Source organism: Tenacibaculum sp. Bg11-29, assembly GCF_002836595.1.
Lineage (GTDB): Bacteria > Bacteroidota > Bacteroidia > Flavobacteriales > Flavobacteriaceae > Polaribacter.
The window spans coordinates 1,311,561-1,329,531 of record NZ_PJBB01000003.1; the positions used below are offsets into that span (position 1 = coordinate 1,311,561).

General features: G+C 30.1%; 16 protein-coding genes. 8 read left to right on the forward strand and 8 right to left on the reverse strand.

Features of this window, described 5'->3' with window-relative positions; translation table 11 throughout:
* Positions 1-14: 14 nt before the first annotated feature.
* From CXF68_RS05915 to CXF68_RS05950, 8 genes are all read left to right on the forward strand, one after another.
* Positions 15-1,577 carry a quinol:cytochrome C oxidoreductase gene (locus CXF68_RS05915; RefSeq protein WP_101043413.1) on the forward strand — a complete coding sequence of 521 codons (1,563 nt, stop codon included), beginning with the start codon at positions 15-17 and terminating at the stop codon, positions 1,575-1,577.
* A gap of 148 nt (positions 1,578-1,725) precedes the next feature.
* Positions 1,726-2,733 (forward strand): cytochrome c oxidase subunit II, encoded by a 1,008-nt coding sequence (locus CXF68_RS05920; protein WP_101043414.1) that lies wholly within the window; start codon positions 1,726-1,728, stop codon positions 2,731-2,733.
* 28 nt (positions 2,734-2,761) lie between these two features.
* Positions 2,762-4,549 (forward strand): cbb3-type cytochrome c oxidase subunit I, encoded by a 1,788-nt coding sequence (locus tag CXF68_RS05925; protein ID WP_101043415.1) that lies wholly within the window; start codon positions 2,762-2,764, stop codon positions 4,547-4,549.
* A gap of 152 nt (positions 4,550-4,701) precedes the next feature.
* Positions 4,702-5,724: a Holliday junction branch migration DNA helicase RuvB gene (gene ruvB / locus CXF68_RS05930; RefSeq protein ID WP_101043416.1), complete on the forward strand. Its 1,023-nt coding sequence runs from the start codon at positions 4,702-4,704 to the stop codon at positions 5,722-5,724.
* 1 nt (position 5,725) lies between these two features.
* Positions 5,726-7,456, forward strand: a complete 1,731-nt coding sequence (locus tag CXF68_RS05935; RefSeq protein WP_101043417.1) for a SulP family inorganic anion transporter — start codon at positions 5,726-5,728, stop codon at positions 7,454-7,456.
* 8 nt (positions 7,457-7,464) lie between these two features.
* Complete coding sequence (locus tag CXF68_RS05940; RefSeq protein WP_101043418.1) at positions 7,465-8,871, forward strand: rhodanese-like domain-containing protein; 1,407 nt, start codon at positions 7,465-7,467, stop codon at positions 8,869-8,871.
* 5 nt (positions 8,872-8,876) lie between these two features.
* The gene (locus tag CXF68_RS05945; protein ID WP_101043419.1) at positions 8,877-9,260 is read left to right on the forward strand and encodes a rhodanese-like domain-containing protein; all 384 of its coding nucleotides are present in this window, start codon (positions 8,877-8,879) and stop codon (positions 9,258-9,260) included.
* Entirely contained in the window at positions 9,257-9,532 is a 276-nt protein-coding gene (locus tag CXF68_RS05950; protein WP_101047372.1) for a heavy-metal-associated domain-containing protein, read from the forward strand. The genes CXF68_RS05945 and CXF68_RS05950 overlap by 4 nt, the downstream gene beginning before the upstream one ends.
* A 52-nt stretch (positions 9,533-9,584) precedes the next feature.
* On the opposite strand, the gene CXF68_RS05955 is transcribed toward CXF68_RS05950, so the two are convergent.
* The 8 genes from CXF68_RS05955 to CXF68_RS05990 form a co-directional block, all read right to left on the reverse strand.
* Positions 9,585-11,243, reverse strand: a complete 1,659-nt coding sequence (locus tag CXF68_RS05955) for a HEAT repeat domain-containing protein (protein ID WP_101043420.1) — start codon at positions 11,241-11,243, stop codon at positions 9,585-9,587.
* Positions 11,244-11,284: 41 nt separating this feature from the next.
* Positions 11,285-11,872: a 2OG-Fe(II) oxygenase gene (locus CXF68_RS05960; protein ID WP_101043421.1), complete on the reverse strand. Its 588-nt coding sequence runs from the start codon at positions 11,870-11,872 to the stop codon at positions 11,285-11,287.
* Positions 11,873-12,069: 197 nt separating this feature from the next.
* Positions 12,070-13,224: a hypothetical protein gene (locus CXF68_RS05965; protein ID WP_101043422.1), complete on the reverse strand. Its 1,155-nt coding sequence runs from the start codon at positions 13,222-13,224 to the stop codon at positions 12,070-12,072.
* A 68-nt stretch (positions 13,225-13,292) separates the two neighbouring features.
* On the reverse strand, positions 13,293-15,617 hold the full coding sequence (locus CXF68_RS05970; protein WP_101043423.1) for a TonB-dependent receptor: 2,325 nt from the start codon (positions 15,615-15,617) through the stop codon (positions 13,293-13,295).
* 381 nt (positions 15,618-15,998) lie between these two features.
* Complete coding sequence (gene arfB / locus CXF68_RS05975) at positions 15,999-16,403, reverse strand: alternative ribosome rescue aminoacyl-tRNA hydrolase ArfB (RefSeq protein WP_101047374.1); 405 nt, start codon at positions 16,401-16,403, stop codon at positions 15,999-16,001.
* A gap of 1 nt (position 16,404) precedes the next feature.
* Entirely contained in the window at positions 16,405-17,058 is a 654-nt protein-coding gene (locus tag CXF68_RS05980; RefSeq protein WP_101043424.1) for an AAA family ATPase, read from the reverse strand.
* A complete protein-coding gene (gene pnuC / locus CXF68_RS05985) occupies positions 17,019-17,651 on the reverse strand; it encodes a nicotinamide riboside transporter PnuC (protein WP_101043425.1) in 633 nt (210 codons plus the stop codon). Before pnuC ends, CXF68_RS05980 begins: the two co-directional genes overlap by 40 nt.
* On the reverse strand, positions 17,635-17,895 hold the full coding sequence (locus CXF68_RS05990) for a thiamine-binding protein (RefSeq protein ID WP_101043426.1): 261 nt from the start codon (positions 17,893-17,895) through the stop codon (positions 17,635-17,637). Before CXF68_RS05990 ends, pnuC begins: the two co-directional genes overlap by 17 nt.
* Positions 17,896-17,971: the final 76 nt, after the last annotated feature.

The following is a 17,971-nucleotide window of genomic DNA, read 5'->3' on the forward strand; positions in this document are numbered from 1 at the left end:
TAGATAGTTAAGATATGTACCAGTTTTCAGGAAAATTAAAAATACTTGCTATTGCTCTTATGATTTTAGGAGCGTTAGGTACCGTCGCAAGTTTTATGTCGGCACCTAAAACATTAGAAGATGCAAAAGAAATTTTAGCTAAACAAAATGCTCATCACGGTGAACATGAAGCTGCAGATTCTCATGGAGAAGAAAAAGCACACGCTGAAGAGGTTAAAACTGAAGCACATGCTAAAGTTGAAAAACATGCAGCAGAAGCACACGGGGCTGATAGTACAGCAGTACATACTGAAGAGCATAAAGCAGACAGCACAAATGTTCATGCAGTAGATACAGCTCATACAGAAAAAAGAACAGAGAAACATGTTGCTGTAACAGTGGCACATAATGATACCATTAAAGCACATGCTGACAATCATGAAGAAGAACATGCAATACATGCTTTTCATCAAATGCAAAATCGTCCTTGGGCGGCATTTTTTGTAGCTTTAATGTTTTTCTTAGGAGTTACATTATTAGTATTAGCTTTCTATGCAATTCAAAGAGTTGCACAAGCAGGTTGGTCTGTTGTGTTATTTAGAGTAATGGAAGCTATTACAGCTAATTTACATTACGTAAGTGTTATTATGTTAGTGTTTTTAATTCTAACATTTATGCATATGAATCATTTATTCCCTTGGATGAATGAGGGGGTTTTTGACCCTCAAAGTCCAAACTATGATCCAGTTGTAGATGGTAAGAAATGGTTTTTAAATACACCAGGATGGTTAATTAGAAGTATCTTTTATTTAACAGTATGGAATGTATATCGTTTTGTAATTAGAAAAGGATCTATAGCGCAAGAAAATGGAGATTTAAAATTACACAAAAGGAATTATAATATTTCTGTAGTTTTTTTATTTTTGTTTTTAATTACTGAATCGATGATGTCATGGGATTGGATTATGGGTATTGACCCACACTGGTTCTCTACATTATTTGGATGGTATGTATTGGCTACTTTCTTAGTGTCTGCATTAACAGTAATTGCATTTGTAACAATTTATTTAAGAGCTAAAGGTCATTTACCATTTGTAAACGATAGTCATATTCATGATTTAGCAAAGTATATGTTTGGTTTTTCAGTATTCTGGACGTACTTATGGTTTGCTCAATTTATGTTAATTTGGTATGCAGATATCCCTGAAGAAACAACATATTTCTTATTGCGTTTCAATGAGTATAAAGTGCCTTTCTTAGCGATGGTAGTTATGAACTTCATATTCCCAATATTATTATTAATCAATAGTGACTTTAAGAGTGTACCTTGGTTTGTAACAATAGGAGGTGTTGTAATATTAGCAGGCCATTATTTAGATTTATTCGTAATGATTATGCCAGGAACAGTTGGTGCACAATATGGATTCGGAATTGGTGAAATTAGTGGAATTCTATTTTTCTTAGGATTATTTATATACGCTACATTTAGTGCATTTGCCAAAGCAAATCCATTAGCTAAAGGAAATCCATTCTTACACGAAAGTGAAACACACCATTACTATAACATCGAACACAGAGGAGAAGATAGTAATCATTAAATATATAGAATCACCCTTTTATCTTATGTGATAAAAAGGTGATTTTTGCTTTAAAATTGTCTTATGACTTTTATCATAGGAGTTAAAAAAACATTAAATTTGAAGACTTTATAATAGTCTTTCTTAATACTATTAAATATTAATATTTATGCTCGCTTTATTTTATATTTTCATAGCTGTTGCAATCGGAGTTAGTTTCTGGCAAATTACACGTATCATGAATCTTCGTTCTGTAATTGCTACAGACAAAGACAATGAAACACAAGCCAAAATAGGAATTGGATTCTTAGTTTTCTTATATGCAATGATGATTTACTGTTTAATAGGAATGAATGTTGTAATGTTACCTGAATCTGCTTCTATAGAAGGAGAACACGATGATAACTTATTTAATATTACATTTTGGTTAATAGGAGTTGTTCAATTTGCAATGCAATTCTTAATTTTCTTTTTTACTTATAAATACAGAGGTAATAAAGATAAAAAAGCATTGTTTTATGCTGATAGTCATAAATTAGAGTTAATATGGACTGTAATTCCTGCTATAACAATTGTTTTATTAATTGGATACGGTTTATGGGCATGGAACAACATTATGTATGTTGGAGATGATGAAAACCCTATCGAAATAGAAGTCTATTCAAGACAATTTGATTGGCAAGCACGTTATGCAGGAGAAGATAATCAACTAGGTTTAGGAAATGTGAACTTTATTAAAGGAATCAATTCAATGGGAGTTGATATGTCTGACCCTAGTGCACAAGATGATAAAAAAGTAACTGAATTAGTTTTACCTGTAGGTAAAAAAATATTATTCAAGTTCCGTTCTCAAGATGTATTACACTCAGCTTATATGCCTCACTTTAGAGCGCAAATGAATTGTGTACCAGGTATGATAACTCAATTTGCATTTACGCCTAAGTATACAACTGCTGATATGCGTTTGAATAAAGAAGTAATTGCAAAGACGGATGGAATTAACAAGATTAGAAAAGCAAAAGGAGAAGATCCTTACGAGTTTGATTATTTATTGTTGTGTAATAAAATTTGTGGTGCATCTCACTACAATATGCAAATGAAGATTACAGTTGTTGAACAAAAAGAGTACGACAGTTGGTTATCAAAGCAACAAACATTAGCTCAAGTTATTAAATAAGATATTTTTTAAAGTATATATATAGATTATGTCAGATCACCACCACAAAGAAACATTTGTAACTAAATACATCTTCAGTCAAGATCATAAAATGATCTCGAAACAATTTCTTGTTACGGGTATATTTATGGGAGTTATAGGAGGTTTTATGTCTATGTTGTTTCGTTTGCAAATTGCATGGCCAGAAACATCATTTTCAATTATTGAAGCATTTTTAGGAGACCATCAAACAGATGGTATAATGGACCCAGATATGTACCTAGCATTAGTAACAATACATGGTACCATAATGGTGTTTTTTGTACTAACAGCAGGTTTAAGTGGTACATTTTCAAACTTATTAATACCATTACAAATTGGAGCTAGAGATATGGCTTCTGGTTTTTTAAATATGGTTTCTTACTGGTTATTTTTCTTATCATCAGTAATTATGATAATTTCATTATTTGTTGAATCAGGACCAGCGTCAGCTGGATGGACAATATATCCACCGTTATCTGCATTGCCACAGGCAATACCAGGTTCAGGTACGGGAATGACATTATGGTTAGTTTCGATGGCTATTTTTATAGCATCATCTTTAATCGGATCATTAAATTATATTGTAACAATTTTAAACTTGCGTACGAAAGGTATGAAAATGACAAGATTGCCATTAACAATGTGGGCTTTCTTTATTACAGCTATAATTGGTGTAATTTCATTCCCTGTATTGTTATCAGCAGCTTTATTATTAATTTTTGATAGAAGCTTTGGAACATCATTTTTCTTATCAGATATTTTTATATCAGGTGAGGTATTACATTATCAAGGAGGATCACCAGTATTATTTGAACACTTATTCTGGTTTTTAGGTCACCCTGAAGTTTATATTATATTATTACCAGCATTAGGTCTTACATCTGAAGTTATTTCAACAAACGCACGTAAACCAATTTTTGGATACAGAGCAATGATTGGATCTATAATGGCTATTGCATTTTTATCTACAATTGTATGGGGACACCATATGTTTATCTCAGGAATGAATCCATTCTTAGGATCTGTATTTACATTTACAACAGTATTAATTGCAATACCATCAGCCGTAAAAGCATTTAATTATGTTACTACTTTATGGAAAGGTAATTTACAATTAAATCCTGCTATGTTATTCTCTATCGGACTGGTATCTACATTCGTTACAGGAGGTTTAACAGGATTAGTTTTAGGTGATTCTGCATTAGATATTAACGTACACGATACTTACTTCGTAGTAGCTCACTTCCATTTAGTAATGGGGGTATCTGCATTACTTGGTATGTTTGCGGGTGTATATCACTGGTTCCCTAAAATGTATGGTAGAATGATGAATAAAACATTAGGTTACTGGCACTTTTGGTTAACTATAATAGCATCTTATGGAGTATTTTTCCCGATGCACTTTGTTGGATTGGCAGGTTTACCTCGTCGTTACTACACAAATTCAAACTTTCCAATGTTTGATGATTTAGTAGAAATTAATGTATTTATGACATTAATGGCATTTTTAGGGGGAGCGGCTCAGTTAATATTTTTAGCTAACTTTTTTATCTCAATGTATAGAGGTCAAAAAGCAACACAAAACCCTTGGAAATCTAATACTTTAGAATGGACAACTCCAGTAGAACATGTTCATGGAAACTGGCCAGGTGCCATTCCTGAAGTTCACAGATGGGCATATGATTACAGTAAAGTTTGGGATGATGAAAGTGATCCTAGATTTGGTGAATATGTACACGGTAAAGATTTCGTATTACAAACAACACCTTTATTAGAAGGAGAAGAACCTTCTTAAAAATATATTAAAGATTAAAAAAAGCCTTCCAATTTTGGAAGGCTTTTTTGTTTTACACTATTAAAGTGTAATACGTATCTTAGCATAGTTAATATGACTACGTAACAATTATTACAAATCAAATAGTATATTTCAAGTATATTTGTGCCCACATGAACGAAAACTTAAACCCTGATAATACTAATTTATCAAACGAAGAACTAGACGTAGAAAAAAAATTACGTCCCTTATCATTTGATGATTTTTCAGGTCAAGATCAAGCAATTGATAACCTAAAAATATTTGTTGAAGCTGCAAATCAGCGTGACGAAGCGTTAGATCATACCTTATTTCATGGACCACCAGGATTAGGTAAAACAACACTTGCTCATATTTTAGCAAATGAATTGGGAGTTGGAATAAAAGTAACATCAGGACCTGTTTTGGATAAACCAGGTGATTTAGCTGGATTATTAACAAACCTTGATGAAAGAGATGTTTTATTTATAGATGAAATTCATCGATTAAGCCCAATTGTAGAAGAGTATTTGTACTCGGCGATGGAAGATTACAAAATCGATATAATGATTGAATCTGGGCCAAATGCACGTACTGTTCAAATAAATTTAGAGCCTTTTACATTAATTGGAGCAACAACGCGTTCAGGTTTGTTAACTGCTCCTATGAGAGCTCGTTTCGGAATTAGTAGTCGTTTGCATTATTATTCAACTGAATTATTAACTACAATTATTCAACGAAGTTCACACATATTAGGAGTACCAATTTCTATGGAAGCTGCCATTGAAATAGCTGGTAGGAGTAGAGGAACACCACGTATTGCAAATGCATTATTACGAAGAGTTAGAGATTTTGCACAAATAAAAGGTAATGGAAGTATTACTATAGAAATAGCTGTTTATGCTTTAAAGGCTTTAAATGTAGATGCTCATGGTTTAGATGAAATGGATAATAAAATTTTATCAACGATTATAGATAAGTTTAAGGGAGGTCCGGTAGGAATAAGTACAATTGCAACTGCTGTTAGTGAAAATACAGAAACAATTGAAGAGGTATATGAACCTTTCTTGATTCAGCAAGGTTTTATAATGCGTACACCAAGAGGAAGAGAAGTAACTGATTTAGCATATAAACATTTAGGAAGAATAAAGAAACCAAGCCAAGGAGGTCTTTTTTAAAATGAAATTATTAAAAAAACTCATACCCATATTAGAATGGTTACCAGGTTATAAAAAATCACAATTGCGAGGTGATATTGTAGCTGGTATAACTGTTGCAACTGTACTAATTCCTCAAGGAATTGCGTATGCCTTAATTGCAGGTTTACCACCTATTTATGGTTTGTATGCAGCTTTAATGCCACAACTAATGTATGCTGTTTTTGGTTCATCACGACAAGTAGCGATTGGTCCTGTAGCAATGGATTCTTTAATTGTAGCAACAGGAGTGTCTACATTGGCGCTAATAGGTTCTGAAAGTTATATTGCAATAGCAATTTTATTAGCATTAATGGTAGGAAGTATTCAGCTTTTAATGGGACTGTTTCGTTTAGGGTTTATTGTTAACTTTTTGTCAAGACCAGTAATTATAGGTTTTACATCGGCTGTAGCACTTATTATTGGGTTAAATCAATTTAGAAATTTATTTGGAGTAGAATTTTTACAAAGTGATCAAGTACACATTCTTTTAGAAGATATTATTAATAGAATATCATACTTTAGTATAAATACAACTATTATTGGAGTTATAGCTTGTATTATAATTATGATTTTTAGAAAAATAAATAAAAAAATACCGAATGCACTAATCGTTGTTGTTTTAGGAATAATAGTACTTCGCTTTTTTGAAAATTATTTTTTAGACGTTGCAATAGTAAAAGGTGTTCCTTCAGGTTTACCTAAGTTTACAATTCCTATTATTGATATTGCTTTGGTAAGAGAGTTATTTCCAATTGCAGTAACACTGGTAATGGTTGGATATCTCGAAATTATTTCAATAGGTAAAACACTTGAAGCAAAACAAGATGAATATCGAATAAGACCTAATCAAGAATTAGTAGCTTTGGGGTTAAGTAATATTGTTGGTTCTCTATTTCAATCATACCCGTCAACATCTAGTTTTTCCCGTTCAGCTATAAATGAGGAAGCTGGTGGAAAAACTGGCGTTTCAGCAATAGTATCTGTTTTAATAGTTATACTAACATTACTTTTTTTAACACCTTTATTTTACCATTTACCAAAAACAATATTGGCTGCAATTATTATCGTAGCAGTGTTTAATTTAATAAATATTAAAGAAGCTAAAAGACTTTGGAGGGCTAATAATTTAGATTTTTGGTTATTAATAGCTACATTTTTCTCAACAATAACTTTTGGAATTGAACATGGAATTTTAATAGGTGTGGGTTTATCTTTAATAGTGTTAATTTTTAGAACTTCAAGACCTTATGTAATTGAATTAGGAAAAGTCCCAAATTCTGATTTTTACAGAAATAAACATAGATTTAATGAAGTCGTAACAGATAGAGAAGTATTAGTATTTCGTTTTGATGCACAATTGTTTTATGCAAATTCAAATTATTTTCGTGAGAAATTAGAGGAAATGGTTGAAGAAAAAGGTAAAACATTAAAGTTAATCGTATTAGATGCAGAAAGTATAAATCGTGTTGATAGTACTGGTATTGAAATGTTAAAAGAACGTATTAAATATTATAATAAAAGAAATATAGCATTTTATTTTGCAGGAGTAAAAGGCCCTGTGAGAGATGCTTTTTTTAGAGGAGGAGTCTTAGAAGTGGTTAGTTTAGATCATTTTTTCATGCGGGCAAATGGCGCAGTAAATTTTTTTAAAACAGGAGATAATCAAAATCAAAAAAAATACGCACAGTATATACACCAAGCGTATGACTAATTAATATTATGAAGATAGAGCAAATTTATACAGGTTGTTTAGCACAAGGAGCTTACTATATTGAAAGTAATGGAGAAGTTGCTATAATAGATCCGTTACGTGAAGTACAATCGTATATAAAAAAAGCAGAAAAAGATAATGGTACGATTAAATATATTTTTGAAACTCATTTTCATGCCGACTTTGTTAGTGGACATGTAACTTTAGCAGAGAAAACAGCAGCAACAATTGTTTATGGACCAACAGCTAAAACAAGTTACAAAGCTCACATAGCAACCGATGGAGAGGTTTTTAAAGTAGGGAATATTACAATTACGGCATTGCATACGCCAGGGCATACTATGGAAAGCACTTCTTATTTATTAAAAGATGAGAAAGGCAAAGATCATGCAATATTTAGTGGAGATACTTTATTCTTAGGAGATGTTGGTCGTCCTGATTTAGCACAAAAAGGAACGCTTACTATTGATGATCTTGCAGGGCTTTTATATGATAGTTTACGTACGAAAATCATGACATTACAAGATGATGTTATTGTATATCCAGCACACGGAGCAGGATCAGCTTGTGGTAAAAACTTAAGTAAAGAAACTGTTGGTACTATTGGTGACCAAAAGAAAACTAACTATGCTTTGCGAGCTGATATGACTAAGGAAGAATTTGTAAAAGAAGTAACTGACGGATTATTACCTCCACCAGCTTATTTTCCTTTAAATGTAAAAATGAACAAAGAAGGATATCAATCTATTGATGAAGTTATAAAAAACGGAGCAATAGCGTTATCAGTTTCTGATTTTGAAAAAGTAGCGAATACAACAGATGCTATAATTTTAGATGTCCGTCATCAATTTGACTTTATTAAAGGATTTATACCACAATCAATTTTTATTGGTTTAGGAGGTACGTTTGCACCTTGGGTAGGTGCTCTAATAAAAGATGTAACACAACCAATTTTATTGGTAACTCCTATTGGTGAAGAAGAGACTACAATTACACGATTATCACGTGTAGGTTTTGATAATGTTTTAGGGTATCTAGATGGTAGCTTTGATACTTGGGCAGTATCAGGAAAAGAAATTGATACTTTACGTTCAGTTTCTGCTAATGATTTAGAAGTAGCTATAAATAATAATTCGAAAGTATTTGATGCTCGTAAACCAGGAGAATATGAAAATGAACATATTATTGATGTGCCAAATACTCCGTTAGATTTTTTAAACGATCATATTCAAGAATTTCCTAAAGAAGAGAATTTTTATATTCATTGTGCGGGTGGGTATCGCTCGGTAATCGCTTCATCAATTTTAAAAGCAAGAGGTTACCATAATGTAATTGATGTAGCTGGTGGTTATAAAGCAATAAAAGAAACGAATATTTCAAGAACAGCAAATGTTTGTCCGTCAACCTTAAAATAAAAATAATGAAAAATAATCTTCTTTTTATAGGATTAATTTTTACAATTATAATGTCTTGTACTTCAAAAGAAAATGCAGTAAAAGATATAACTATTGGTGATTTACAATTTATTTTAAAAGCTAATAAAAATATTCAGTTACTAGACGTGCGTACTCCTGAGGAATGCGCAAAAGGAACTATTGAAAACGCCATAGAAATAAATGTAACAGAACATGATTTTAAAAGCATAGCTTTAGATAAATTAGATAAAACAAAACCAGTTTATTTGTACTGTCGATCTGGAGGAAGATCTAAAATTGCTTCAGATATTTTATTAAAACAAGGTTTTCGACCATACAATGTTTTAGGAGGTTATTTAGAATGGGAAGAAAAAAACAAAATAAAATGAAACAAGAAATTTATATAGAGAATTTAAAATGTGGTGGTTGTGCAAATACAATTATTAATGGACTAAAATCAATAAATGAAGTAAGCGAAGTAAGCGAAGTAAATGTTAATGTAGAAAAATCATTAGTTACTTTATTTACAAACGAAACTACTCTACTGATAGTAAAAGAAAAATTATCTAAGCTTGGTTATCCTGAGGTTGGTGATAAAAATACCGTACTGCATAAAGCAAAATCATTTGTTAGTTGCGCAGTTGGTAAAATGGATTTATAAAAAAAGCGAGCTTAATGCTCGCTTTTTTATGTTTTAAAATTGTTTATTAGCATCATTCACACTTCCAGTAATCTAAAACTAACTTAATAATTCCGTTAATATTATTTTCGTATGAGTCTAGGTTCGTAATATCTTCAGGTATTAGATCAAACCAATTTAATGTGCTTGAATAAAATTTATCAAAATGGCAGGTATCATACTCATTAAAATTAACATCATCTTTTAAATTAGTCTTATAATAAAACCAAGATTCATCACTTATTATATTTTTAATATATGTTTCTTTTAAGGATATTAAAAATTCAGATAATACGGGGTCTTTTATTTTTGAAAACACAAAAATTGTATCTTTTAAATAATATTCTAATTTATCATTATTTAAAAATAATTCTTTAATGTGTTGTATACTTAAAGTTAGGTTTTTTTGGTGTGAAAGTGCCTTTATAGCTTGATATACAATCGATGAATTAGAATCACTTAAACAGTTTATAAAAACCTGCTGTACTTCTTCATCGCTAAAATAAGCAAGGTGCTGAATTGCTATTATTCTATTACCTTTAGTTTGTGATACTTTTTTTATTAGAGATTTTTTGAGTTTTTCATGATTTAATATAAAATGAAAACTACTTTCTTTGAAAAAATCTAGATATTTTTTAATTTCAGATATTTTCTCTTTTTTAGCTAATTCATTAGCTAATTCCTTTTTTACCTCCTGCCCATATAAGGGCATTTCGTTTATTATTTTTATAACATAATTAAACTTATAAAGTTCGTTTATCTTTCCCCATAAAGGAGTTGCATAATCAATTAATAGTTGAGCTATTTCTGGAGAATCATAAGTGTTATTTCGTGCCTTTAAGAGCTCAATAGAAATTGGTTTCTCGGGTCTATTATTAAATTGATCGAGTGATTTGTGAAAACTAGTGTAAATATTTTTTCGATATTTTTCTGGTGTATCCCAGTAAATAGAAGATAGAAACGAAATATAATATGAGTCATCATGGTCTGATTTATGAGTATCTATGTTTATAACTCCAGTAGGTTCATTTATTTCTATAGTATAGGTGTATTCAAATTCTTTTTGAGTAACAGTTTCAATTCTTTTTACCTTTTTTAAAAGTTTTATATAGTATTCCTGATACTCCAAATGTTCATCATAAGATGGTGCATCTTCATTTACAGGTTCAAAATAAGAATTATAATTACTTATACCGTGTTCACCTATGTCCTCATCAATATTAGATAATGCCTTTAATATAACGTCTAAACAACCTTCTTTATCATTATTTTTAGGTAATATACTTTTAGCTTCCCAGAAAACCGTGTAGGGGGAAATATCAACATTTTTTTTTAATTTTTTGAGATTAATTTCTTTTTTTTGTTCTGTTTTTTTCTCTGAAACCTGGTTATGTTTTAGTAATATTTTATTTACAAATGTACTAACGTTTTTATGTAAAACTTCATCAGTATTCCAAAGTGAGCTACACAAAAAAGAAGTGAAATTCCATGAGTAAACTGAAGAAAAATCCCATATTTGTTCATTAATTTTTTCTAGTTTAGTTAAATCACTGCCTATTTTTTTACCAATTTTTAAACTAAGTTTTCGTCCTTTTCTTATTTCATAGAAAGATTCATAATAACAAGAATATTTTTCACTAAATTTTTCTAAGAACTCCTCTATCTTGTTTAAGTTTTTCTTTTTAAGTTTCATTTTTTAAAATTAATAGTTTTTTGTGCTAGTTTATGAGCATTTTATCTATAAGGAGGACCAGAAACCCAGCCAACAATTGATTGGCGAGTACCTTTGGTTATTGGAGTAACTCTATGAATAATGAAGGACGGAAAAATAATTATTGTGCCTTTTTCTCGTGGAGCACTTACTATTTTTTGATTAATCATAAATTGTAAATCACCACCTTCATAATCATCAGGGTCTGATAATTGAATAGTCATACTTAGTTTACGAGCTGAAATTTCACCAGCACCAAAATCTAAATGCCAATCAAAAAAATCACCTTCAGAATACCTTGTAAGTTGTAATTCTTGATGAAAACCTAACAAATCAAACCAATATCTTTCATTATTACAATTAACAGCAAGACCTGCCAACTTACTGTAAATCCAATCATTCTCTTGGTTATTTTCAATAAACATAACAGCACTTTTTCTTAGTTCATCGTTATATTTACTTTCTCCGTCAACTGTTGCTTTTATCGTTTTATTATCGTCCCAAAAATTTAGTATTCTATCTATCTCATGAGGAAGAATTAATCCTTGATAATATACATATTCAGCGAAATTATGTTTGAGAGGAAGACCAAAAGAATAGTTTATAGACATAATATTTTTATTTCTTATAAATTTTAAATTAAATATTACTTTATTCGTGATAATAAGTAGTTAGCTAAGTTATCTCTTTTTATAAAGAAAGTCAATATGGATAAGTTAGGTCTTATAAGAAAAAAAAGTGAAGCAGTTACATAATCAAATTCTTAATTAAGAATAAACGATTTTCATTCTTAATAAGAAGAATGATATTAATTTACTAGGTTAGATATAATGTTCAATTTTATTGGTTTAACGATGTTGTTAACAGTATTGTGTCCCAAAAAACTAGTATGGAATAATGCTGTAGTTTTGTATTCTCCCATAGGTAAATTTTCTTTGACTAAAATATTAACGCTTGCACTTTCTCCAGGAACTAAACCACCTGCAACCAAAACTCTGTCAGCCTTTATAATATTTCCAGTAATATCAGGAACTTTATTTTCATATGTAGTTGCCGATTTAAACTCAATTTTATGATTACCTACATTCTTCCATTTTGTAATACCATTAAAATATTTTGAAGAACCAAGTGCTGTTATGTTTGGTGTTGTAATATCAGTACTTTCTAGTTGTACAGGGTTTTTAACATCCACAAAAACATTTACCCATTTCATTCTATTACTAGTGTTATCTCTTAATACTATAATAAAACTTTTTGGATATGAAAAATCAAAATTAGTATCTACAGTTGGATATGGCGTATCTATATTTACAATAGGAATAGAAGAATTTTGTGTAAAAAAAACTTCTTCAGCATCAAATGTAACTGTTGGAGTTAAGTTTGAAAAGTTTGTTCCTTCAGGTGCGAATAAATAAATATCTTGTCTGTCTCCATTATCAAATTTATGCTCGATAATAATATCTTCAGTTAATTGAGTGTTTTTTGTGGACTCAAATTTAAAATCACTAATGGTTAAACTAGAATGTACAGGAGCTGTTTCTTGTTTAATATTTACAGCATAATGCAATAACTCTTCTGATTCATCAAAAACATTTACAATCGTATAAATATGGGTTTGCATTTCAAAATTAAGCATAGTATTGTTACTAGGTAAAATATTGAATTTACTTAAGTTTAATTCGTTTGATGTAATAGAAGAAGCAATTCCATTCAAAGAAATAGTATTAGGGATTATGATATTAATTTCTCCAAATTTTGTTTCTTTATTATTTACAATAGTAGGGGCTACAAATTCGATAGATACAGGAGTAATTCCAAATAAGGGAAAATCTGATATTTTAACATCTTCAAGATTGATTACTTTAGGAGTGTCTTCAAGGTCATTATTATTACTACTACAACTATTAAGTATTAAAGTAAATAAGGATAAGACTAAAATTGTTGTTACTTTTAAATTTTTCATATTTTTTTATTTAATTTTAAAGATGTTACTGCATTAAGTAGCTAAGTTCTATTTTTTTAAAAGTATTTTTAAAATTTCAAAGTAATACCTGCTAAGAAATTAATGGTAGCTTGCGGATAATAACCTTGTGCTTCTTGTGTAGTTCCTGGTGTAGACCAATCATCTAAATAAATATAACCCCTATCTACATATTCTTTATTAAAAACATTATTTATCAAGCCAGTAAATACAATAGATTTAAATATTGATTTTGTTTTTAATTCATACATTATATTAAAATCACTAGTAAAATAACTATCTAATTTTGATGCTTTAGTATCTGTATTACTTAAATATTGTTCTCCAACAAACTTTGTTAAAAACGCTATTTGAAAATTATCTGATGGATGATATACAAAAGTGTTACCAGTTACAATATTTGGAGAATTAGCAATAGTCGTATTTCCTAACTCTTGCAAGGCGTTGTCTCTATTAGTAAAGAAATCAACATTTTTATTTTGACTAACTGCAATATTTTGGCGCACAGAAAAACTTTTTGTTAAACTGATGTCAGCATCAATTTCTAAACCTAATCTATAACTACGACCGCTTGAAGCTCTTAATGGTTCCCCTGTATTTGAATCAATAGCTCCAGTTAAAATTAATTGATTCTTGTAATTCATATAATACACATTCGTACTTAGTTTTACAGTTTTGTTTTTTAAACGCCATCCTAACTCATAATCATCTAAACTTTCATGTTTAGAATTTCCTCCTTCAAAATCATTTCTGTTAGGTTCTCTGTTAGCTTTAGCATAAGAAGCATATAAACTATTTTCTTTGTTTACGTTATACGTTAATCCAACCTTAGGATTAAAGAAACGATATTTTTTGTTTATATTAATTGGATTTCTATCAGATGTTAACCCTACTGTTTTGTATTTTACAATTCTACCTTGTAAATCAACATAAGCTTTCAAGTTATCAGAAACATTAAACGTTGCTTTAGAAAAGGCACTCCAGTCATGTTTGTTAGAAGTACTGTCATAATAATGATCACGAATACTAACATTTGGTGCTAAATCACTTCCCCAAATTACTTCTCCGTAATGATCATTATCATATTTACTATAAGAAAAACCAGAGATAACTTCTAGTCTATCATTTTTATATGTTGTATTTCCGTTAATAACGTAGAAGTGGTTATCTAACCATCGTCTAACAATAACATCACTACCATCAACAATTAAATTATTGTAATCAGCAGCATCTTTCCCTTCTTTAAATTGTTCATAATATCCTTTACCGCGTGTGTAATTTAGTCCAATATTAGTTGACCAATTGTCGTTTAATTTCTCATTCCAATGTAATTGGTAATGGTCTTGTTGGTAATTATCAGTTTCGTTATCATAGGTATAAGGGTTTTGACGACGGTTTTCTTTTAATTCTGCAGCTGATAAACCATACCAAGCTTGGTCTGTTTTTTCTTTTCCTCCAAAAACAAGGGCTTTTATCAACGTGTTTTCATCAGTATAACTCCCTTGTAAAAAGTATGATTTTAAATCAGATGAAGACCTATCAACATAACCATCAGAATAAATATTAGATAAACGACCAGCAAATTCAAAATGCTTATTTACTTTACCTGTTGTAAATTTTACAGTATGTTTTCTGGTTCCGTAAGAGCCTAAAGAATTGGAAATTTCTCCACCAGCTTTTTCAGCAACAGCATCAGTAAGAATATTTAAACTTGCACCAAATGCGCCAGAACCATTAGTAGATGTACCAACACCACGTTGTAACTGTAAACTTTGAGTTGATGAGGCAAAATCTCCCATGTTTACCCAAAAAGTTCCTTGACTTTCAGCATCATTATAAGGAATACCGTTTACGGTTACATTAACACGAGAAGCATCAGAACCACGAACACGAATATAAGTGTATCCAACTCCAGCACCAGCATCAGATGAAGAAATAACATTTGGTAAGTAGTTTAATAAAATAGGAATATCTTGTCCTAAATTACGCTTAGCTATTTCTTTTTTTGTTAGGTTTGAATGCGTTACAGGAGCATCTGATTTTACACGAACAGCAGAAACTAATACTTCGTCTAATACATTTTCATTTGATGTTAATTGAAATGTAATAGATTCATTTTTTTTTATTGTAATAGTTTGAATTAAAGTTTTTAATCCAACATAAGAAACGGCAATACGATGTGTTCCTTTTGTTAGTTTTATTTTAAAGCCCCCTTCAAAATCAGAAGAAGTTCCTTTTTTTAATTGTTTAACAACAATTGTAGCGCCAACAAGTGGTTTTTGATTGCTATTAACTACTTTACCAGATAAGATGAAGTTTTGTGCATTTACTGTTATAGTAGTAAATAATACGATTAGAAAAGCTAGCGTTTTCATTTGTTTATTAAAAGAGATCGGTCTCATTTTTTTATAAAATAAAATCGAATAAAAAGAGGTAATTATTCTTTTATTATTGTCGAATAATTAGTTGTTTGCGAGTATAGTGAAACAATCTTGTATATAAAGATTATTTTACTTCGTTCACAATTACTTGTTTTACAAAATGGCGATTATCGCCTCCCTAAACAGCATTACCTGTTCTAGGTTCATTGGGTATGATCTCAGCCGATATAGGCACCCCTTTATGAGAACGCTGCAAATGTAAAACAGATTTTGTGAATAGCATATAAAGAATTGATAATTTTTAATAGCCTTAATTCATCTTTTTTTAAAATGGATTTTTTAATCCAAAAAAGAAAAAGCTTTAGAAAATGAAAACTACTCTAAGGATGGTTTTTTACGAAGTATTTTTTTTGATGCTTGCCGTTTTTTGTTTTCTACTTTCTTTCGAATAGAACCCCTACTTGGTTTTGTAGCTCTTCTAATTTTAGGTCTTTTTAAACCTTGTGTTATGATTTCTAAGAAACGTTTTATAGCAAGTTCTTTGTTTCTATGTTGAGAACGACTTTCATCAGAAAAAAGAAGTAGCACATTTTCTTTTGTAAGCCGAGTAGCTAGTTTTTTAAAGAGTACTTCCTTCTGGTTTTCTGATAATTCTTTTGAGTTTACTACATCAAAAGTCAGTTCAATTTTTGAAGACACTTTGTTTACATGTTGTCCACCAGCACCAGAACTTCTAATTGCTTTAAATTTTAGTTCTTTTATAAGTTCATGAGTATTCATCTTATATAGAATAATCGTTTGTATCAATATTTTGATGCATAAAATGCATATCTAAATCTGTTAATGTATCAGAGAAAGAATATAAGTTTTCTTTTTTAGAAAGTAAATCATCAATAATTTCAACTGCTTTTTTAAGGCGCGTCTCTTTATCTCCTTTAAGTAAAATATAAGGGCGGTTGTATTTTTGTAACGTATTCTCAAAAGCAGCAAACATTTCTAGACGTTCACTAGGTTTATCACGTAAATCGTCAGCTTCCCAAGGAGTATCAATATAAGTTAAGAAATAAATATCATACGAATTTTCGATAGCAGCTTTATCAAGTTTAGGATTTACAAAACCACCATAATATTCTTCTGAGTATACTTTTGTTTCTAATAAATCGGTGTCACAAATTAAAACTTTGTCTGCTTTTTTAGCTAAGTTGTTCTCTAATGCTATTTGTCCTTCAGCAATAGGAAGAATATCCTTTTGTTCACAAATTTTACGTTCATTATTCCATTTTTCTTGCAAATAATCACGTGCAAATTCTGGTGCCCAAACTGTATTATAATGGCGCGCTAATTGTCCAGATAACGTAGTTTTTCCTGTGCTTTCAGGACCAAATAAAACAACCTTTACAAGATTGCTGCTTTGTTGTCTAAGTTTTTTTTCCATGCTAAATAACCGCTAACGGCAATAAAGGTAAATATTAAATATTGAAAGCTTGTAAAAGTAAAACCTTTGTAGAGGTATAATGGAACAGAAATAACATCACCAATAATCCAATAGATCCAATTTTCAATTTTTCTTTTTGCCATCAACCACATTCCAACAAAGAAAATAGCTGTGGTAATAGTATCAACATATGCTGTCCAATTATTCCATTTATCAAAATAAGTATATACAGCATATACGAAAATTAACGTACCAAAGAATATATAAATACTAATTTTCTTTTCTTTTGTAGTTGTTCTTGAAATAGGAGTAACATGTGTTTTATCAACAGAGCGAGTCCAAATATACCAACCATATACACTCATGATAAAATAGTACCCATTAATCATCATATCACCTAAAAGTTGCCATTTTAGTAATAGATATACAAAAATTATGGTGCTAATCATACCAGTAGGAAATACCCAAATTTTATTCTTTTTAGAAAACCAAACCGATAAAAAACCGAAAATAACTGCTATAATTTCTAACCAAATATCTAAAGTAGTATACGTCGCATACTGACTAAAAAGTAAATCAAAAACTTGGTTCATAATTGCTACGGTCAGATTTTACAATTTTCATAAATAATATTCCGCTATCAATTAGTTCGAAAGTATTTTTTAATTCATCAGTTACTAATTTCATTACAGTATCGTAATCTCCATACACTTGTGTACTTAACGGATTTTCAAGTACTGTTAAGCCCGAAGCTCTCAGCTTTTTTATAAAATTGATAATTGGTTCTTCAAATTTGTTTTGAAGTGGTGTTAAGGTAAGTTCTACTGATATTTTCATAAAAAAAGTTTCAAAGAAGCAAAGTTACAAAGTTTGTGGATGTCATTTCTGAGAAGAAAGTAATCTTTTTAAGAAA